The sequence below is a fragment of the Mycobacterium basiliense genome, from assembly GCF_900292015.1.
Lineage (GTDB): Bacteria > Actinomycetota > Actinomycetes > Mycobacteriales > Mycobacteriaceae > Mycobacterium > Mycobacterium basiliense.
Window position 1 is genome coordinate 4,259,591 of the sequence record NZ_LR130759.1, and the last position, 20,120, is coordinate 4,279,710.

Annotated in this window: 16 protein-coding genes; 9 read left to right on the forward strand and 7 right to left on the reverse strand. The window is 65.1% G+C overall.

What is annotated here, in order from left to right:
* Window positions 1–16 precede the first annotated feature (16 nt).
* The gene (locus MB901379_RS17920; RefSeq protein ID WP_158017846.1) at window positions 17–1,282 is read left to right on the forward strand and encodes an Rv1453 family transcriptional regulator; all 1,266 of its coding nucleotides are present in this window, start codon (window positions 17–19) and stop codon (window positions 1,280–1,282) included.
* Window positions 1,283–1,302: 20 nt separating this feature from the next.
* Here the strand turns inward: MB901379_RS17920 and MB901379_RS17925 are convergent, their stop codons facing one another.
* The 4 genes from MB901379_RS17925 to MB901379_RS17940 all read right to left on the reverse strand — a co-directional run bounded on the left by MB901379_RS17925 (window position 1,303) and on the right by MB901379_RS17940 (window position 6,159).
* A complete protein-coding gene (locus MB901379_RS17925) occupies window positions 1,303–2,718 on the reverse strand; it encodes an acyl-CoA synthetase (RefSeq protein WP_158017847.1) in 1,416 nt (471 codons plus the stop codon).
* 54 nt (window positions 2,719–2,772) lie between these two features.
* Window positions 2,773–3,528, reverse strand: coding sequence for an alpha/beta fold hydrolase (locus MB901379_RS17930; protein ID WP_158019281.1), 756 nt, complete (start codon window positions 3,526–3,528; stop codon window positions 2,773–2,775).
* A 96-nt stretch (window positions 3,529–3,624) separates the two neighbouring features.
* On the reverse strand, window positions 3,625–4,533 hold the full coding sequence (locus tag MB901379_RS17935; RefSeq protein WP_158017848.1) for an alpha/beta fold hydrolase: 909 nt from the start codon (window positions 4,531–4,533) through the stop codon (window positions 3,625–3,627).
* A gap of 168 nt (window positions 4,534–4,701) precedes the next feature.
* Entirely contained in the window at window positions 4,702–6,159 is a 1,458-nt protein-coding gene (locus MB901379_RS17940; protein WP_158019282.1) for an aldehyde dehydrogenase family protein, read from the reverse strand.
* Between the two features lie 307 nt (window positions 6,160–6,466).
* On the opposite strand from MB901379_RS17940, the gene MB901379_RS17945 reads away from it, so the two are divergent.
* The 5 genes from MB901379_RS17945 (at window position 6,467) to MB901379_RS17965 (ending at window position 9,761) form a co-directional block, all read left to right on the forward strand.
* The gene (locus MB901379_RS17945; protein ID WP_158017849.1) at window positions 6,467–7,009 is read left to right on the forward strand and encodes an FAS1-like dehydratase domain-containing protein; all 543 of its coding nucleotides are present in this window, start codon (window positions 6,467–6,469) and stop codon (window positions 7,007–7,009) included.
* Window positions 7,009–7,407, forward strand: coding sequence for a Zn-ribbon domain-containing OB-fold protein (locus MB901379_RS17950; protein WP_158017850.1), 399 nt, complete (start codon window positions 7,009–7,011; stop codon window positions 7,405–7,407). Before MB901379_RS17945 ends, MB901379_RS17950 begins: the two co-directional genes overlap by 1 nt.
* Before the next feature lie 95 nt (window positions 7,408–7,502).
* The gene (locus MB901379_RS17955) at window positions 7,503–7,958 is read left to right on the forward strand and encodes a MaoC family dehydratase (RefSeq protein ID WP_158017851.1); all 456 of its coding nucleotides are present in this window, start codon (window positions 7,503–7,505) and stop codon (window positions 7,956–7,958) included.
* Window positions 7,955–9,124 carry a lipid-transfer protein gene (locus MB901379_RS17960; protein WP_158017852.1) on the forward strand — a complete coding sequence of 390 codons (1,170 nt, stop codon included), beginning with the start codon at window positions 7,955–7,957 and terminating at the stop codon, window positions 9,122–9,124. The genes MB901379_RS17955 and MB901379_RS17960 overlap by 4 nt, the downstream gene beginning before the upstream one ends.
* A gap of 7 nt (window positions 9,125–9,131) precedes the next feature.
* Entirely contained in the window at window positions 9,132–9,761 is a 630-nt protein-coding gene (locus MB901379_RS17965; RefSeq protein ID WP_158017853.1) for a TetR/AcrR family transcriptional regulator, read from the forward strand.
* Between the two features lie 19 nt (window positions 9,762–9,780).
* Here MB901379_RS17965 and MB901379_RS17970 read toward each other — a convergent pair whose 3' ends face one another.
* Both MB901379_RS17970 and pruA read right to left on the reverse strand, forming a co-directional pair.
* The gene (locus MB901379_RS17970; RefSeq protein WP_158017854.1) at window positions 9,781–10,746 is read right to left on the reverse strand and encodes a proline dehydrogenase family protein; all 966 of its coding nucleotides are present in this window, start codon (window positions 10,744–10,746) and stop codon (window positions 9,781–9,783) included.
* Window positions 10,746–12,377 carry an L-glutamate gamma-semialdehyde dehydrogenase gene (gene pruA / locus MB901379_RS17975; protein ID WP_158017855.1) on the reverse strand — a complete coding sequence of 544 codons (1,632 nt, stop codon included), beginning with the start codon at window positions 12,375–12,377 and terminating at the stop codon, window positions 10,746–10,748. The genes MB901379_RS17970 and pruA overlap by 1 nt, the downstream gene beginning before the upstream one ends.
* An 84-nt stretch (window positions 12,378–12,461) precedes the next feature.
* Between pruA and MB901379_RS17980 the strand changes: the two genes are divergently transcribed.
* Both MB901379_RS17980 and stf0 read left to right on the forward strand, forming a co-directional pair.
* Complete coding sequence (locus MB901379_RS17980) at window positions 12,462–14,066, forward strand: PucR family transcriptional regulator (protein WP_158017856.1); 1,605 nt, start codon at window positions 12,462–12,464, stop codon at window positions 14,064–14,066.
* Window positions 14,067–14,154: 88 nt separating this feature from the next.
* On the forward strand, window positions 14,155–14,958 hold the full coding sequence (gene stf0 / locus MB901379_RS17985) for a trehalose 2-sulfotransferase (protein WP_158017857.1): 804 nt from the start codon (window positions 14,155–14,157) through the stop codon (window positions 14,956–14,958).
* 538 nt (window positions 14,959–15,496) lie between these two features.
* Here the strand turns inward: stf0 and MB901379_RS17990 are convergent.
* A complete protein-coding gene (locus MB901379_RS17990) occupies window positions 15,497–16,912 on the reverse strand; it encodes an MFS transporter (protein WP_158017858.1) in 1,416 nt (471 codons plus the stop codon).
* A gap of 1,105 nt (window positions 16,913–18,017) precedes the next feature.
* On the opposite strand from MB901379_RS17990, the gene MB901379_RS25100 reads away from it, so the two are divergent.
* Window positions 18,018–20,045 (forward strand): PE family protein, encoded by a 2,028-nt coding sequence (locus tag MB901379_RS25100; RefSeq protein ID WP_158017859.1) that lies wholly within the window; start codon window positions 18,018–18,020, stop codon window positions 20,043–20,045.
* Window positions 20,046–20,120 lie beyond the last annotated feature (75 nt).

Sequence of the window (20,120 nt, forward strand, 5' to 3'; positions counted from 1 at the left end):
GCCCTAAAATCGGTGCGTGGCATGGCAACTTCCCTCGCCGCGAATTCGCGAGCTGATCCGCGAAGGAGCCAGAATCGCGCTCAATGCCGGACCGGAGTGGATCGATGAACTAGACCGCTCCACGGTGTCGGCAAACCCCGCCATTGCCAACGATCCCGTGCTGGCGAAAGTGGTGAAGCGAGCCAACCGCGCCAATCTGGTGCACTGGGCGGCCGCCAACATGCGCGACCCCGGCGCGCCGGTACCCGCGAACCTCGGCGGAGAACCGCTGCGGATGGCACGAGACCTGGTCCGCCGCGGGCTGGACGCGTTGGCGCTCGACGTCTATCGCATCGGGCAGTACATGGCGTGGCGGCTGTGGATGGAGATCGCGTTCGATCTCACCTCCGACCCTCAGGAACTGCGTGAGCTGCTCGATGTGTCCGCAAGATCGGTCAACGAGTTTATTGAGGCCACGCTCGCTGGCATCGCCGCGCAGGTACAACTGGAGCACGACGAACTAACTCGGGGCACCCATGCGGAGCGGCTTGAAGTTGTCGGGCTCATTCTCGACGGGGCCCCGATCGCCCGCGAGCGCGCCGAAACGCGATTGGGCTATCCGCTAAATCTGGCCCATACCGCCGCCATCGTGTGGAGCGACGAGCTCGACGGTGACCACAGCAATTTGGATCGGGCTACGGACGCCTTCAGCCACGCCGTAGGGTCGGTGCAGCCGTTGACCGTGGTCGCCAGCGCCGCCAGTCGCTGGGTGTGGCTGGCCGAAGCCAGTGGTCTCGACATCGACACGGTTGAGCAGGCCATGGACTGCGCACCGGGCGCACGCATCGCGATCGGGACCACCGCGAGCGGGACCGAGGGTTTTCGGCGCAGCCATCTTGAGGCGTTGACCACGCAGCGCACGTTGGCTCGACTGCAGTCCGACCAGCGGGTGGCGTTCTTCTCGGACGTGCAGATGGTCGCACTTATCACCCAAAACCCAGAGGCTGCACGCGAATTCATTACTAGCACGCTGGGGGAACTGGAGGCAGCAAGTCCTGAGCTACAGGCAACACTGCTGACCTTCATCAATGAGCAGTGCAACGCGTCCCGGGCGGCGAAGCGGCTCTACACTCACCGCAACACGCTATTGCGGAGAATCGAATCCGCCCAACGACTTTTGCCGCGTCCGCTCACCCACACCTCCGTCCACGTTGCCGTCGCCCTCGAAGCGCTGCAGTGGCACGGCAGCAAGATCGGCAAGCTCTCCTCTCCCACAAACCACGACGACGGCGTACCGGCGTAGCTGGACTCGTTGGTTGGGGTCTACCCCTCGGTCAGTAGCCGCTTCTTGAGGACCTTGCCCAGTGCATTGCGCGGTAACGACTCGACGATCCGCACTTCTCTCGGCCTTTTGTGCGCCGAAAGCTGTTGGGCAACAAATTCAATCAACTCATCGGGGCTGGCCTCGCCGACGACGTAGGCGACGATCCGCTGGCCCAGGTCCTCGTCGGGTAGCCCGACAACGGCCGCCTCCGTCACGTCGGGATGCCCCAGTAGCACCGTCTCGATCTCGCCCGCGCCGATCCGGTATCCACCCGACTTGATCAGGTCGACCGATTCGCGTCCCACGACGCGATGCATGCCAGCACTATCAACGATCGCGACGTCCCCGGTGCGATACCAGCCATCGGCGCCCAACGCTTCGGCCGTGGCCTCCGGTAGGTTCAGGTACCCGTCGAACAATGTCGGGCCGCGAACGTGAAGCTTGCCAACGGTTTCCCCGTCATGCGGAACGGACGCACCGTGATCGTCAACCAGTCGAGTCTGCACTCCGGCCAGCGGCAGACCCACCCAGCCCGGGCGACGTTCGCCATCAGCGCGAGTGGACAGGGTGATCAACGATTCGGAGGCGCCGTAGCGTTCGATGGGCTGATGGCCGGTGAGCTCCGCGATCTTGTGGAACACCGGCACCGGCAGTGCTGCGCTGCCGGACACCAGCAGCCGCGCTCGCCGGAGCTCTTGGGCAGCCGCCCGGTCGGCGGCCACCCGCGACCACACCGTAGGCACCCCGAAATACAGCGTGCCGCCGGTCACCGAACCGGCCCGAGCATAGCCGGCCGCAGTCGGTTTTCCCGTGTGCACAAATCGATTCCCGACCCTCAGCGAGCCGAGCAGGCCGAGCACCAGACCATGCACGTGATAAAGCGGTAACCCGTGCACCAGAACGTCCGCCGGCGTCCACTGCCACGCATCCGCCAATGCGTCCAGGTCGGCCGCGATCGCCCGCCGGCTTAGTTGCACCCCCTTGGGCAGCCCGGTAGTTCCCGAGGTGTAGATGACCATCGCAATGGCATCCGGTGATGGTTCGGGATAGCGGTGCCAGGAACGCGCGTGCAAACGCACCGGGATGTGCGGTAGCCCATCAAGCTGGTCGGGCACCGGCCCCAGCCAGGCCTGCGCGCCGGAGTCGGTGAGCATGTGCCGGCGCTCGGCCACTCCGACGTCAGCGGGTACCGGGACTACGGGCACGCCAGCGATCAGGCATCCGGTAATCGCCAAGACGGTCGACGCGCTGGGCGTGGCCAGCACCGCGACCCGATGTGCGCCTGCGACTCGTTCGGCCACCGATGTCGCCGCTCCGAGTAGGTCGCTGCGAGAGAGCTTGACGCCGTCAATGGCAACCGCGTCGGCCATGTCGGTAGCGGATACGGCAGACGGATTTAGCGAAGCCAGCAGCACGTCAGCGAGGCTACCGGGCGACCTTCACCGGAGCCGAATCAAGGGCGACGCAGGTTAGACGCTAACGCGCGGTCCCGAGACTGGCCTGGGAAACAAGGGCCGCAGCATGGCCGGCGGCCGGAACGGAGTCCACGTGCCCAACGGCTGCGCCAGCCGATCCGCGATGGCCCAAACGGTGGCCGGGTGATGGCCGTAACCAATGTGGCTGCTGAGCACCGCGATGTTTTCCGAACGCTCAGACTGTGAGTCGATGCAGGTCTGCCACGCAACCATGCCGTCATACCGTGAGTAGATGGCGGTCGCCGGGACCGGCATGGGCTCATTCTCGGTGGCTAGCGGCAACGACGGCCGCTCAGCATGCAGGCCGGCGAAGAGGTTGAAGCTGCGCGCCGCCCGGGATTGGCTTTCGTCTTCCATCCGAAACGGACTACCGAGCGTGATCACTTGCCGCACCGCCGACGGATTGCGGCGAGCTAGAGTACGGGCAAAAATGCCGCCCAGGCTCCACCCGATCAGGCTGACCGGTGCGTTGTAGCGAGCGTGCAACTCATCGAGGCGAGCCGCCATGCCACCCACTGCCTTGGCGGTCGGACCGACATTGAGGCCAAGCCGCCAGCCGTGTGCCTGGTATCCAAGACGACGCAGCAGTCGCCGCAGCGTCCAGGTGGAGCCGTCGCCGGCCAGCAGGCCGGGCAGCACCAGCACCGGATGCCCATCTCCGGCGGGTAGCGCCCGCCGCAGCGGCATCATGGTCACCAACTGTCCGTATTCGGCCACCGCGCGCGGTATGTCGGTGAGGTAGAGCGCCATTTTCGGGGCCACCGCGGGGGCACCCTCGGCGGCACGCGCAGGGTCCACCACCAGGTCGACCCCGGGGCAATTATCGGCCTCGGCTACAGACACGGGTCAAGCCTCCTCGTCCCAGATCCTCATTAGAGTAGCCAGAATTTCCTCGCCGCGGCCCAAACCGGCGAGATGACTCTCGCCGGGTAGGTGGAATAGTTCGGCATTCGGCAACCGGGAGACGACGTGTTCACCGTGGGAGAACGGGACAATGTGATCATGGTCACCGTGCCACCAACGAACCGGCACCTTGACCTCTTCCAGGCGGAATCCCCAGTCGCGGGCAAACACGATGACATCGCTGAACGGCGCGGCCAGCTGCTTACGGCTGCCATTGAGCAGGTCGTCGAGAAACATCGCCTTGAACTCCGGACGGGCCAGCAGGTGCCGATCGGCTTGCGGCGAGAGCAGGGCATACACGTCGAGGGCGGGCGACGCGACGGGGCGCGCCGCGCGGATCAGCATGCTGGCGCTCAGCCGCAACGGGTTTCCACCGAGTAACAGCAGGGGCGCGACACGTTTACCGAGGTCCATCAATCCGCCAGCGATCGCGTCGGGGCCCCGTGTCGGGGCCACCCCACCGAGCACCCCGGCCACTACCACGCGGTCGGGCAGGCCGGCGGCACACGCAAGGGTGTAGGGGCCCCCTCCGGACAGGCCGACGACGGCCATGTCGCTGATGCCGAGCGTGTCGGCAATGGTGCGCAGGTCGTCGGCGAATGCGGAAATGGTCTCGTACTGATGCGGCGTCGAAGAACCAATGCCAGGACGGTCGACGCCGATTAGGCGGATGTCGTGCCGCTCGGCGTAGACCCGGGCCTCGGTAGGAATCTGTCGGCGAGCCCCAGGGGTGCCATGCAGCCAAAACACCGCACGTCCCTGCGGGGCGCCGAACTCCGCGAAGCCGATCTGACGGTCTTCGCCGACTGCAATGTTCCCTTCGAGCTTGGGTCGGGCGATAGCTACGGACATGCCGAGCAGCTTTTCATGCGGCAGGGCCCCGGTAAACCATTTCGGCGCGACACCGCAGCGGTGTCAGCGCCCCCAACGTTGCTGGGGTGAACACTTTTCATCGTTTCCTCGGTCAGGATCGGCTGCGGGGGATGTTGCTGGAAATGATCCCACAACAGCGGCCGGCGATCACGGGATTCCGATGGCCATCGGCTCCATGTACTGATGCAGTCCGCCGATTCCGCCGCCCTCCCGGCCGAACCCGCTCAATTTGAAGCCACCGAACGGCGCGTCGCCCGGGCCCCGGCCGTTGACCGCGATCTGGCCGGTGCGAACGCGGCGGGCAACGGCCACAGCGCGATCCACGTCGGCCCCCCATACCGCACCGGAAAGCCCGTAGCGAGAGTTGTTCGCGATGGCCACCGCATCGTCGTCGCCTCGGTACCGAAGCACGCTCAACACCGGCCCGAACACTTCTTCTTGAGCGATAGCCGAGTCCGGGCCCACCTCGGTGAGAATCGTCGGCTCATAGTAGAAGCCGACCTCCAATTCGGCCGGAGGACCGCCGCCGGTCATCAACTTGGCCCCCTCCTCGAGTGCCCGCGCCACATGGCCCGCAACGCGGTCGCGCTGCTCGCCGCTGATCAGTGGCCCCATTTGCACGTCCGGATCCGTTGGGTCGCCGACCTTTACGCCGCGGGCCAACTCCACAAGCCGATCGACCACGTCGTCGTGCATCGAGTCGGGCAGAAGCAGCCGACTGTGCAAGATGCAGGCCTGTCCGGCGTGCAGTGAGCAGCAGTCGAATAACAGCCGCTGCAACATTTCATCGGTGACCTCGGTGTCCTCCAAGACGATGCTTGCCGATTTTCCGCCGCATTCCAGCAAGATGCGTTTCATGGCTTTTCCCGCGGCGGACATGACGTCACAGCCGACGACCGAGCTGCCGGTGAAGCTGACCATGTCGATCCGCGGATCGGTGGTGAGCCGCTTGGCGGCCGCCAGACCCGACGGCGTGACGACGTTGACCACGCCCGCCGGAATGTCGGTGTGCTCATCGATGATCCGCGCCAATGCCAGGCCGGCAAGGGGCGTCAGTGGCGAGGGTTTGAGCACAACCGTATTGCCCGCGGCCAGCGCGTTGGTCACCTTCATGACATTGAGACAATGCGGAAAGTTCCAGGGCGTCAGGATCGATACCACTCCGTGAGGCTGGTGGCGCAGCAACGTCTTTCCCGGACCCACCCCGGCAATCGGCTCGTCGGCCAACCGCGCGGCAAGTTTTGCTGCGCGCATCGACAGCTGGCCCGCCCGGTCGACCTGCATGGCGCGCTCATTGGCGATGCAGCCCCATTCACGCTGGGCGAGCGCGAAGAATTCGTCGTTGTACTTCAGCAAGGCGTCGCCGAGCTGATCAAGACAGCCCGCACGCTCCTGCTGCGTCATCTTGCCCCAGGGGCCGTCATCGAACGCGCGGCGGGCGGCGGCGATCGCTTCGCCGACCTGGCCGTTGCTCGCATCGGGCGCGGTGGCGATGGTCTGCTCAGTGGCCGGCGAGAAGTCGTCGTAGCGACCACCGTCGGGCTCGACCCACCGACCATCGATATAGAGCCGGTGCGTATCAGCAATCCTGGGAAGTCCTGCCATCTGCGTCCTCACCCGAGCATCAGTCATCTATTCTCCCGGTGTACACCCGCCGACCGTACCGGTCAATGACCGAGGAGTTGAATTTTATTCTGTTTCAACGGGTTGTATCCGTATTGACAGCGATATCCACCTAGAGGTAGACACAACGTGCAGGACAGAGTACGCCGATCTGTCGGATCTCGGGAGGCGCGCCGTGCATACCACCTGCCCACCGCACTTCACCGCGCCCCCCTAGCCCGGTGCAGCAGCCCAGGCATCCCACGACCGCTGTGCGGACGCCGGGAACAAGTCAGGAGGTTTTGCCCAAGTGACCGACTCGGAAATCCAAACCAATGTGCGTGCACTCGTCGGCCGGCCGACTGGCGGTACCGGAAAACCTTCGGTGGCACCAGATCCGGTCAATCAGCCAATGATTCGGCACTGGGCACATGCGCTCGACGACATGAATCCGGTCTACCTCGATCCGGAGTTTGCCACCGCATCCCGGTTCGGCGGTATCGTGTCACCGCCAGTCATGTTGCAGACCTGGACAATGCCGTCGCCGAAACTCGAGGGGATCGGCGAGCGCGGCGGGGCCCCTATCGAAATCACATCCAACCCAACGGCATTCCTCGATGAGGCAGGGTACACCAGCACGGTGGCGACGAATTCGGAGTTCGAGATCGAACGCTATCCTCGGCTAGGCGATGTCATCAGCGCGACGACGGTATACGAATCGGTGTCCGACGAGAAGGTGACTGCGCTGGGCACCGGCTTCTTCCTCACTTGGCTTACCACTTACACGGACCAGAACGGTGAAGTGCTGGGGCGACAGAGATTCCGGGTGCTGCGATTCAGGCCGAAACGCTGATGGTTACTCGGCTTGCCCCAGCGGTCAGCCCGGATACCGAATTCTTCTGGAATGGGCTGCGCGAGCACAAACTCCTGATCCAACGCTGCAGCGGCTGCGGCAGGCTGCGCAATCCGCCCCGCCCGATGTGCCCGCAGTGCCGCTCACTGGAATGGCAGACCATCGAATCGTCCGGCCTCGGCACGGTCTACAGTTACGTGATTCCACACCAGCCGCGGTTTCCTTTTTTCGACTACCCATACATCGTGGCACTAATCGAATTGGCCGAAGGCGTGCGCTTGGTGTCCAACTTATGCAATATCGACCCAGCGGACGTCACGGTCGGCATGCGGGTGGAGATCTTCTATCAAACCTTCGATAACGACCTTGTGCTGCACCAGTTCCGGCCAGCCAGGTGAGCCGCTATGGCTCACCTTCGCCGAGGCGCAAACGCACAGATCCGGACCCGAATCAACGCCCACCGCTGGCCACGCGGACAAGTGAAAGGACATCCATGACAACCACCAGGAGCCGCAACGCGACCTTGAAGTGGGACGACATATCGGTGGGTGATCACGCGGCCCCCCTGGAGATTCCCATCACCACAACGATGATCGTCGCCGGCGCGATCGCATCACGTGACTTCATGCCGGTGCACCACGACCGCGAATACGCCAAGAGGCAGGGCTCACCCAACCTGTTCATGAACATCTTGACCACCAACGGCTATTGCGTGCGATTCCTCACCGACTGGGCCGGACCCGAGGCCATGGTCAAACGCTTGTCGATTCGCCTTGGCGTACCGTGCTTTCCGGACGATCCGTTGCGCTTCACCGGCAGCGTAACCGGCAAAGCCCCAGGCAGCGGCGGCGAGAACTTCGTCGAACTTGCCTTCCAGGGTGCCAATAGCCTGGGCAACCATGTTTCGGGCATCGCAGTCCTCAGCCTGCTTGACCAGGCCGCAACATGAGCGGCTCGCTGCCCGGCGCGGCGGCCATCGTGGGAATCGGTCAGACCGAGTTCTCCAAAGAATCGGGTCGTAGCGAGCTCCAACTAGCCTGTGAAGCAGTAAGTTCCGCACTCGATGACGCTGGCCTGGCACCCAGTGATGTCGACGGCATGGTGACGTTCACCATGGACGCCAGTGACGAGATCGACATCGCCCGAAATGTGGGCATTGGCGATCTGAGCTTCTTCAGCCGCGTCCATCACGGCGGCGGCGCTGCGGCCGGCACGGTCGTGCATGCGGCCATGGCCGTCGCCACCGGTGTCGCCGAGGTGGTGGTGTGCTGGCGCGCATTCAACGAACGGTCCGGGTTTCGGTTCGGCGGCAGCGGACGCACCAGCGCGGAGACCCCACTGTTTATGGCGCACTACGCGCCGTTTGGGTTGCTCACTCCCGCAGCATGGGTCGCGATGCACGCGCAGCGGTACATGTCGACATACGGCGTCACCAACGAGGACTTCGGCCGAATCGCGGTAGTCGATCGCGCGCACGCGGCAACGAACCCTGACGCGTGGTTCTACCGGCGTCCGATCACTCTGGCAGACCACCAGAGTTCCCGCTGGATCATCGAACCCGTGCTGCGCCTGCTGGACTGTTGTCAGGAAAGCGATGGCGGCGTCGCGCTGGTTGTCACCACCGCCGAGCGGGCGCGTGACCTGCGGCAGCCGCCGGCGGTCATCACCGCGGCCGCCCAAGGTGCGGCCGCTGAAGGCGAGATGATGACCAGCTACTACCGTCCGGAGATCACCGGACTGCCCGAGATGGGGGTGGTGGCGCAGCGACTGTGGCGCGATTCGGGACTCACACCCCAGGACATCCAAACCGCGTTCATCTACGATCATTTCACGCCGTTCGTGTTCACCCAGCTCGAAGAACTCGGCTTCTGCGGGCGCGGCGAGGCGAAGGATTTCGCCACCGTGGAGAACTTGTCACTGGGCGGGGCACTGCCGATCAACACCAACGGTGGCCTACTCGGCGAGGCATATATCCACGGCATGAACGGCATCACCGAAGGCGTGCGTCAAGTCCGCGGCACCTCCTACAATCAGGTCGACAACGTGGAACACGTGCTGGTCACGTCCGGCACCGGGGTTCCCACTAGCGGCTTGATTCTCGCGCCGGCCCGATGAGCTCTCGATGACCCAGGCTGGTACCGCCCCCCCGGCGACCGATACCCGTGACCTAATCGTCGACTCCGCATACCGATGTTTCCGCAAGCAGGGATTGCAGAAGACCACCATCGTCGACATCGCCAAGCTAGCCAACGTATCCCGCAGCACGATCTACGAGTACTTCAAGGACAAGGCGGCCATCTTCGAAGCCTGCGCCGAACATGCCTCCGAGCAGTTCTACCGCGAGATGTCCAAAGCGATGAGCCACGGCGCCTCGTTGGAGGAAAAGCTCTGCCACGCAGCGGTATTCGTGACGCAGGCGCGACGGGCCATCGCCTCGGCAGAGTACTTCGACGAAGACGCGATCAGCCTATTGTTGACCAAGGATTCTGCGGTGCGGCTCCGCGAAAGCGTCAACTTCTTCGCGCCTTACCTTTCCGCGGCCAAACTCACCGCCGAAGTGCGCAAAGACCTCGACGTCGATGCGGCCGGCGAATGGTTTGCCCGCATCCTGTTCTCGCTGTTCAGCACACCATCACCGATGCGGGACTTGGACGATCCCGAGGTTGTCACTGCGTTCGTCCGGGCGTTTGCGGTACAGGGCTTCGCCCCGGTACGCCCGCGACCTACCCGTACGGCATCGCGGGCACGTTGACGGTGTTGGCGCGCGCCGCCTAGCCGCGTTGGGTCAGCGCTCGCAGGAAAAACCCTAGGTTGGCTGGGCGTTCAGCCAATCGCCGCATGAAATAGCCGTACCATTCGGTGCCGAACGGCACGTACACACGCACCTGATTTCCGGCAGCGACGAGCGCCCGCTGCTCCTCGTCCCGGATACCGTACAACATCTGATACTCGAAATCGTCTGGCTTGCGTCCTGATTCGCGAGACATCTCGGCGACCGCGGCAATGATCGCCGGGTCGTGTGAAGCGACCATCGGATACCCCGAACCGGCCATCAGCACCGCAAGGCAGCGCACGAAGGAGTCGTTGACCTCAGCGACATCCCGATAGGCCACCGATGCCGGCTCGTCATATGCCCCCTTGCACAGCCGGACCCGGGCGCCGACGGCCGCCAGTTCCAGGCAGTCCGATCGGGTGCGACGCAAGTAGGCCTGCACAACGGTGCCCAACCATGGGAAATCCACCCGCAGGTCTCCGGAGATCGACAACGTCGAGTCGGTGGTGGTGTGGTCTTCGGCGTCCACCGTCACCCACACACCGACCTGTTCGGCTCGCTCGCAAATGGTACGGGCATTGTCCAATGCGATCTTCTGGCCGTCGCGATCCAGCGCCTGCCCCAGCGCCGAGAGCTTGACCGACACTTCCAGCGGTCGCACACCATCATGTGCGGTGTCGGTGCGACGGCCCAGCGCATCAAGCAACTCGAGGTACGCCTGCACGGTGGCTGTCGCATCGTCGGCGTCGGTGACGTTCTCGCCAAGATAGTCGATGCTGACCTGGCGTCCCGAATCACGCAGTACGGCAACAACATCGAGCACACTCTCCAGCGTCTCTCCAGGCACGAACCGGCGCACAACTCGCCGGGTGATTGACGAGCGCTCGATGCTATGCCGCAGCCCATCGGACCGGCTGGCCGCGAGCATGGCAGGACGCACCGTGTGCGCGAACAATCCAGACATCAGTCGGCCGCCATGTGTGGGTAGGTGTAGTCGGTGGCCGGGACGAAGGTCTCCTTGATGCTGCGCGCGGAGAGCCAACGCACCATGTTCAGCACCGACCCGGCTTTGTCGTTGGTGCCCGACCCGCGCGAACCACCAAACGGCTGGCGCCCAACCACGGCTCCGGTTGGCTTGTCGTTGACGTAGAAGTTTCCGGCCGCAAACCGCAACCGCTGCTGGGCGGCCAACACGGCGTCGCGGTCGTCGGCGATCACGGCACCGGTCAGCGCGTAACGGGTCCCGGTGTCAATAAGATCCAGGACTCGCGCGTACTGGTCGTCGGGATAGACATGTACCGACAGCACCGGGCCGAAGTATTCGGTGGCGAAGGACTCATCCGTCGGATCGTCGGACAGCAGAACGGTTGGGCGCACGAAATACCCGACGCTATCGTCGTATTCGCCACCGACCGCGATCGTGACTCCCGCGGCGCCTTTCGCCCGCTCGATGGCGTCGACGTTCTTGATGAATGCGCGCCGATCGATTAGCGCCCCACCAAAGTTGGACAGGTCGGTGATGTCGCCATATTTGAGCTCCGCGGCCATACCAAGGAAAGCGTCTCCCATGCGCTGCCACACCGAATGTGCGATGAAGGCCCGCGACACCGCCGAGCATTTCTGGCCCTGGTAGTCAAACGCGCCTCGAACCAACGCCGTAGCCAGCACATCGGGGCGTGCGGAGGCGTGCGCGACCACGAAATCCTTGCCGCCGGTCTCGCCGACCAGCCGCGGATAGCTCTGATAGCGGCCGATATTGGCACCGACCTGCTGCCATAGGTGCTGGAAGGTCGTTGTCGACCCGGTGAAATGAATGCCCGCCAGTCGCGGGTCGGCTAGCGCCACCTCCGAAACCGCAAATCCATCACCGGTGACCAGATTGATCACCCCGGGCGGCAATCCCGCGGCCTCGAGCAGTTGCATGGTCAGATACGCCGACAGCGTCTGGGTAATAGACGGCTTCCACACGACCGTATTTCCCATCAACGCCGGCGCACTAGGCAAGTTGGCGGCGATCGAGGTGAAGTTGAACGGTGTAACCGCATAGATGAAACCGTCCAGCGGCCGGTAGTCGGTCCGGTTCCACTCGCCGGGGCCGCTGATCGGCTGCTGCGCCAGAATCTGCCGGGCGAACGCGGCATTGAACCGCCAGAAGTCGATCAGCTCGCACACCGCGTCGATCTCCGCCTGGTAGGCGGACTTCGACTGGCCCAGCATTGTCGCCGCGGCAATCTTTTCCCGCCATGGCCCCGCCAGCAGCTCTGCCGCCCGCAGGAATACCGCGGCTCGCTCATCGAAAGGCATCGCCGCCCACGAACTCCTGGCGGTCATGGCGGCTTCGACCGCAGCGGTGGCCTCAGCCGGTCCGGCGTTGGTCAAGGTGCCCAGCGTCGCGGCGTGGCGGTGCGGTTGCACCACATCGATCGGCTCTCCGGCGCCCATCCGGTGGCTACCGCCGATCACGTGCGGGAGATCGATCGGGTGCTCGGTCAGCGTGGCCAGTTCGGCCCGCAAGCGCATGCGTTCGCCGGAGCCCGGCGCATAGTTGTGGACTGGCTCATTGGCCGGAACCGGTACCTGGGTTATCGCGTCCATGCCTGCCAGGATCCCCGCCAAGGGGCACGAATTGATTGGCTGATCAGACAAGAACTGTCTCGCGTGCTAGTACTATCGGACAATATGGGTTTGACCGGCATCGGACTGGGCCAGCTGCTGCTCGCGTTGGATGCAACCCTGGTCAGCCTGGTGGAAGCCCCCCGTGGCCTGGATCTTCCGGTGGCTTCGGCCGCGCTGGTCGATTCGGACGATGTCCGGCTCGGTCTGGCAGCGGCAGCGGGTTCGGCCGACGTCTTCTTTCTGCTCGGTGTCACTGATGACGAGGCACTGCGCTGGATCGGCGGACAGGCACGGGCGCCGGTAGCGATTTTCGTCAAGGAACCGTCCGACGCGGTGGTCACCGAAGCTGTCCGGACCGGGTCGGCGCTGGTAGCAGTCGAACCTCAGGCCCGCTGGGAACGCCTCTACCAGCTGGTCAATCGGGTCTTGGAACACTATGGGGACCGCAGCGACCCTGCGGATGATTCCGGCACCGACCTGTTCGGCCTGGCGCAATCTCTGGCCGATCGAATTCACGGCATGGTCAGCATCGAAGATGCCCAGTCGCACGTGCTGGCCTACTCGGCGTCCAGCGATGAGGCCGACGAACTGCGTCGGCTGTCCATTCTGGGGCGTGCCGGACCGCCCGAACATCTCAAGTGGCTCGATCAATGGGGCATCTTCGATGCGCTTCGCTCCAGCGGACAGGTCGTCCAGGTGGCCGAGCGCCCGGAATTCGGTTTGCGCCCCCGGCTCGCAATCGGGATACATCAACCAGCTGCCACCGCGCGCCGATCACCGATTTTCGCCGGAACCATATGGGTTCAACAGGGCTCTGCGCCGCTCGCCGAGGACGCCGAAGAAATATTGCGCGGCGCCGCGGTGCTGGGAGCACGAATCATGTCGCGCCTGGCGGCCCGACCGTCCACACATGCTCGCCAAGTGCAGCAGCTGTTGGGTCTCGCCGATCCGGACGCGGGCCCAGCAGCGGCCGACGTGAACACCATCGCGCACGAACTCGGGCTCAGCACCGACGGGAATGCCGCGCTGATCGGGTTTGACACCATCGGGACTGAAAGCCCTCATCCCCGACTGGCCGACGTTTTGGCGTTGAGTGCGAGCGCTTTTCGACGTGACGCTCAGGTAGCGAGCAAGGCATCGCGCGTCTACGTGGTATTGCCGCAGACCGCTATGACGCGCGCGCTGAGGTCCTGGGTCCGCGGGACGGTGAGCGCACTGCGTACCGAACTCAGCGTGCAGCTACGCGCGGCCATTGCCGCGCCACTGGCGGGCCTAAACGGACTCGCCGCAGCACGTTTCGAGGTGGACCGGGTACTCGACAGCGCGGAGCGCCACCCCGTCTCGATCGGACAGGTGACATCACTGGCCGAGGCGCGCACCACGGTGCTACTCGACGAAATCGTCACGCTGGTCGGTCGCGATGTTCGGTTGATCGACCCGCGGGTACGCAACCTGCGCGCCACGGATCCGGTGCTCGCCGAGACGTTGCGGGTTTATCTGGACAGCTTCGGCGACGTCGGTGTGGCGGCCCAGGCTTTGCAAGTGCACCCCAACACCGTTCGTTACCGAGTGCGTCGAGTTGAGAAGCTGCTGTCCACCTCGCTCGCCGATCCCGATGTGCGGCTGCTGTTCTCATTGGGACTACGGGCCACTGAGCGCTCGGCTTAGCTGACCCGGGGCCTGCGCAAGAGTTAACTTCAGCGTGAAAGCAATTTCGAAGGGTTGCGCCAAGTTTGCCAGCGGTTAGTCTGCCTTGGTGGCAAATAGCCCGTCGTCATATCTGGTGCTGGCATCCCAGCGCAGCGGCAGCACGCTGTTGGTCGAATCGCTGCGCGCCACCGGCGTGGCCGGCGAGCCTCAGGAGTTCTTTCAATATCTGCCCGCCACCAGCCAACCCCCCCAACCGCGCGAGTGGTTTGCCGGCGTGACAGACGAGTCGATCCTGAGCCTGCTTGATCCCCTGGACGAGGGCAAGCCAGACCTCGCCCCAGCCGAAATCTGGCGCGACTACATTCGTACGGTCGGTCGTACACCCAACGGCGTATGGGGCGGCAAGTTGATGTGGAATCAGACCTCGCTTCTGCTTGACCGGGCGAGTGAATTGCCGGATCGATCCGGCGACGGGCTGCTGGCCGCAATCCACGATGTGGTCGGCGAAAATCCGCTTCTCGTCTATGTCTACCGCCCCGACGTGGTGTCGCAGGCGGTGTCATTCTGGCGTGCGGTCCAGACCCGAGCCTGGCGCGGCCGGCCCGATCCGGTCCGCGATGCACGTGCCATCTACCATGCCGGCGCGATCGCCCACGTGGTCACTATGCTGCGCGCCCAGGAAAAGGGTTGGCGCACCTGGTTCGCCGAGGAAGGCATCGAACCGATGGAGATTGCGTATCCGGTTTTGTGGCGCAATCTGACTCAACTGGTGGGCAGCATCCTCGAGGCGCTGGGGCTGGACGCGCGGATGGCTCCTGCACCGGTGTTGGAGCGACAAGCCAACCAACGCTCCGATGAGTGGGTCGACCGCTATCGCGAAGATGCCGACCGCGAAGGTCTGCCCACTTAACAGCGCCGGATACCGCGAACACGACGCGGATCAGATCCATCTCGCGCACAGCGCTTTTCGCGCGTGACGAGCAGCAGCCCGAGCTCCGAGGTCATTTCGACGTCGTAATGAATTGCGCCGCCGGCACGGACCAGGCTCGCCCTTCCTCAGCGACGGCCGTCAACGACAGAATGCCGGTCTTCGAACTGGAGCCGTTGGCGGAGAAGCGTTGGCGGCATGGCACTTCTATCGACCACCAGCAGCAAAGAGCAGCAACAACAATGCAGTCGACAGGCCCGACGTAACCGGGGGTGGCTTCTCGACGAAGAATAGACCCAATCTCATCGCCGATCGCATCACCGATCTCCTGGATCGCCGAATACCGAAGCGTCATGGCGGACCGGTCGAGGGCGGGATCTGACTCGAGTTATAAACGGTGGCGCCGCTGCCCGGCGTGTCGGCTACGCGATTTATGTGTCGCGCGCGGAGTCTTGGCGCGCCAGCACCAGAGCTGAGCTGCCGAGTTGCTTCCTAACGCGGCAGACGAACGCGGCCACGGTCACATTGCGGCCGGGACCTCCGCCGCGGCCGGCAACGGCGGCGTGGTCGTTGACGCCGCCCCCTGCGGGCGCACGTAACGGACCCAGGTCAGGGTGGCACCGCCGATGTAGCACAGCAGGAAGATCCAGAACGCCGGCGTTTCGGTGCCCGCACTGACGTAGGACTGCCGCAGTACCAGGTTGATTCCCATTGCGCCGAGGCCGCCGAGCGAGCCGGCGAACCCGATCAACGCCCCCGACATCACCCGCTCCCAGTGACGCCGTTGGGCCTCGTCAACGTCCAGCCAGCGGCTGCGCTCTCGGAAGACCGTCGGGATCAACTTGAACACCGACCCCTTACCCGCTCCGCAGAAAACAAACAACGCGGTGAACCCGACGATGTAGCCCATCATCGTGGCGGCCGTCACAGGGCCGTCGCGGCCGCGGGTGAGGTCGTCGTGCGTGCTCACCGCAACCAGAAATCCGCCGGCGACGATCATGGCGGCCAACGCACCCAGAGTGACACGGCCGCCACCTACCCGATCGCCCAACTTGCCGCCGACGATGCGCGACAGCGACCCCAGCAGCGGGCCGGTGAAGGCGATCTCCGCGGCATGTAGCGACGCCTGTGCATGGCTCTGGCCAGCGGCAACGAAATTGTGTTGCAGCACTTGGCCGAATGCGAAGGCGAATCCCAGGAAGGACCCCGAACAACACAGGTAGAGCAACGCGATTCCCCAGCAATCTGGTATGCGAAGCACCGACCGCACATGCGCAGTTTCGATGACGTGGCTCAGGTTGTCCATGAACAGCGCGGCACCCACAGCGGCAACCGCAAGAAGCACCAGGTACACCGCGCACACCAGGTAGGGCGCTTGGTGACCGGCGGTGGCCAACACAACCAGCCCCACCGCCTGGATGGTTGCCGACCCTAGATTGGTCAGCCCGCCGGTGAGCCCAAGCGCAAAGCCCTTCAGCCGCTGCGGATAAAAAGCTTCCGCATGGGTCAGCGATGCAGCGTAATTGCCTCCGCCCAGTCCGGTCAGCACCGCGCACACCAAATACGGCCACAGCGGCAGGCCCGGGTTGGCCAGCAAGACAACAGCCCCGACCGTTGGGATCAACAACACCGATGACGAGAAAACCGCCCAGTTGCGTCCGCCGAACCTCGTGGCAGCCATCGCATACGGGATACGTACCAGCCCGCCGACCAGGGTTGCGGTAGCACCCAGGAGCAGCTTGTCCCCTGTCGAAAATCCGTAGAGCGACTGCGGCATGAACAGCACCATTACCGACCACAGGTACCAGATCGAAAAACCAACGTGCGCGGACACATTCGACCAGATCAGATTGCGCCGAGCGATGGCCCTATTACCGGTATTCCAGGCCAACAAATCCTCGGGATCCCAGTTCACGATGCGATGCGTACGCGCCATCCGTTGGATACCTTTCACAAACGATGTTGGGCGTTGGCGTTGCGCTCATCAAGAAACGCTGTAGTGCGCCCAAGTTCGCCGATGGATCAACTCATGCGCCGATAGGCCGCGCTACCCGCGGTTGCGTCCCAGGCCATCCACCTACCGTTGTCACGTGTTGCCAGGCGGCGCGATGACGCTTGCCGGCGAAACTGGACGGCCAGAGGTTGGCCTACGCGCCGGAGCCGACCCGCTTGCTAGGCACGCCGGTAGTGATCCGTTGCGCAGGGACCCTTGGCCGTCGGTACCCAGCGCGGGTATGGCGAGCCCCATCACCATCTTTGGTTCACACAAGTTTTGTAGCTGCTGCGACCAGTCAAACCGAATTCCGGGGGTTCAACAACTCGGCGCAACGCATGCACAGGATATTTCCAGCGGACTGCATCGGTACTTCCAGCGACCGCAGACAACACCGCCTGGATACCTCGCCGATTCCCGCGTCGTCACCCCAGCGCGCCGCCTGGTCGCGGAGCGAGATGTGCCCGTCGTCGTTCCGCCGAGCCGTTCCGGTTCGGTTCGCAGTCGATTAGGTCGTTTCGAATTCGCAGCGCCAATAATCCCGACGACAAGCATGTTTCACCAGCTCAGGTGGCTCGTGCCGAACGATCCGAGAATTATGCCGCGGCACGATATTCGCTGCATGACCAGCGAGATGTCGCTTAGCCAGGAATCAGCAACGACAAAAGCCACCGGCCGTCCCGTTCCGGTCGAGAGGAGCTTGCGCCGAGTGGCGCCGCCGACGGGATGATGTCCAGCGAACGCATCGCCCGCACAACGCGATTGGGCATAGGCGAGAAATTCAGGCCCGCACCGACCTACCCGCCGTCCGGCCGGAACGCCATTCTTCACCGGAGATTGAGCATTGCTACGGGTTCACCTGATTTGCATTGGTAAAAAACACGCCGAAAATCACCGAGTGACGAATATTAGCCCTAATAATTATTTTTCATGGATTTTGCATAAATGGTAGTGCAGTGGCGTTGATCACCGTTACGCTGCTGCCGTCCGGGCAATTCGACGTGCACCGGGGAAGCCCGGACGAGTAGCGGTTCGTGGAGGTAAACAGATGTCGTATGTATTCGTAGCGCCAGAGGTAGCGACCGCAGCAGCCTCGGAACTGGCAGGGATTGGTGCGGCCATCGACACCGCCAACGCCGCGGCAGCGCTGCCGACGACGGGAATGATTGCCGCCGCAGGCGATGAGGTGTCAACCGCCATCGCGGCGATGTTCGGTCAGTATGCCCAGGCATATCAAGCGATCAGCGCGCAGGCATCAACATTTCACACCCAGTTCGTCCAAGCCATCAACGCCGGTGCGGTCTCCTATGCCGCCGCCGAAGCCGCCAACACCTCACCGTTGCAAGCCATCCAGGACATGGCGCTGACCGCGATCAATGCACCCGCCCAGTCGGTGTTCGGCCGCCCGCTGATCGGCAACGGCGCCGATGCCACGATGCCCGGTGGTAACGGCGGGGCCGGCGGAATCCTCTGGGGCAACGGCGGGGCCGGGGCGGCCGGCGCGGCCGGGCAGGCCGGCGGTAACGGCGGCGCCGCCGGATTCATCGGCAACGGAGGGACCGGGGGGGCCGGAGGCGCGGGTGCTATCGGCGGGGTCGGCGGCGCCGGCGGGATGTTGTTCGGCAACGGCGGCGCCGGGGGTAACGGCGGGGACGCGATCGTGGTCGGCGGGACCGGCGGCAACGGCGGGGCCGGGGGCAACGCCGGGCTGTTCGGCGCCGGCGGAGCAGGTGGACACGGCGGGCAAGGGGCACCGGGTTCCGATGGAGTGAATCCGGGGCCAATTACCCCCCCGAATGGCAATGCGAATGCGGGTACCGAAGGTTCGACGTCCCCAGACCCGGGCGTAGCCGGCGGCGAGGGCGGTTCGGGTGATTCCACCACCGCGATCGGCGTGGTAGGCGGCGATGGCGGAGCCGGCGGCGACGGCTCCCCCGGCGGCACAACCGGTACCGGGTTCCTCAGCGGCGGTACTGGGGGTGCCGGCGGCAACGCTGGCGACGGCGGCACGGGCGCGCAAGGCGGTACGGGCGGTAACGGCGGCAACGGCGGTGCGGGCGCTTCCGGCGGCTTCGCTACACCGGGAGGCACAGGCGGCGACGGCGGCAACGGTGGTACCGGCGGTGACGGCGCACCGGGCGGCGATGGCGGCGACGGTGGCACCGGAGGCAAGGGCGGCAGCGCTGACAAGACTGGTTTCGCCGGAGCCGGGGCCGCTGGCGGTACGGGCGGCAACGGCGGTGACGGCGGTCTCGGCGCGGCGGGTGGCAACGGCGGCAACGGCGGCAACGGCGGCAACGGCGGCAGCGGCGGCACGAGCACGGCCAGCCCCGGCGATGGCGGCGCCGGCGGTAACGGCGGGCATGGCGGTACCGGCGCCAACGGACAAGCGGGCGGTAGCGGTGGCCAGGGCGGCGCCGGCGGTAGTGGTGGATTGTTGGCCGGCGATGGCGGCGCCGGCGGTGCCGGCGGCTCAGGGGCTCGCGGCGGAGCGGCCGCATTTGGAGCTGATGGTGGTGCTGCGGGCGATGGCGGGAACGCCGGCGGCATTTCCATCGGAAAGATTCCCCCGCGTGGCGACGGCGGCGCCGGTGGCATCGGTGGTGTCGGCGGCGACGGCGGCACGGGTGGGGCCGGCGGCGTTGGGGGCCAGGGCGGTGCCGGCGGTAGCGCAGGGCTGCTGGCCGGCAATGGTGGAGCCGGCGGGATCGGCGGCCTCGGCGGGAACGGCGGGTTGGGGGGCGAGGGCGCGCAGGGCGGCCACGGTGGCAATGGCGGCGCGGCCGCGAACTCGAGCCGCCTGCAGGGCGTCATTGGCGATGGTGGGACCGGCGGCAATGGCGGCGACGGCGGTGATGGCGGTGCCGGCGGTGCGGGTGGCGCGGGCGGTTCAGGCAGCCTGCTGGGCGCCGCCGGTAGCGCCGGCAGCAACGCCGCCGGCGGGGCCGGTGGCACCGGCGGCCTGCGCGGAGACGGCGGCGCCGCCGGACCCACCGGACGTGCGGGCACCGGCAGCGCCGGCGGCGAAGGCATAGACGGCCTCGACGGAAACCCCGGCAATCCTGGCGGGGTCTGATATCCGGCCGAGCCCTCAGACCTCACCGACGCCGAATCGTCGCGGTGGACCGCAAGCAATCTCAGCCCCTTGGGC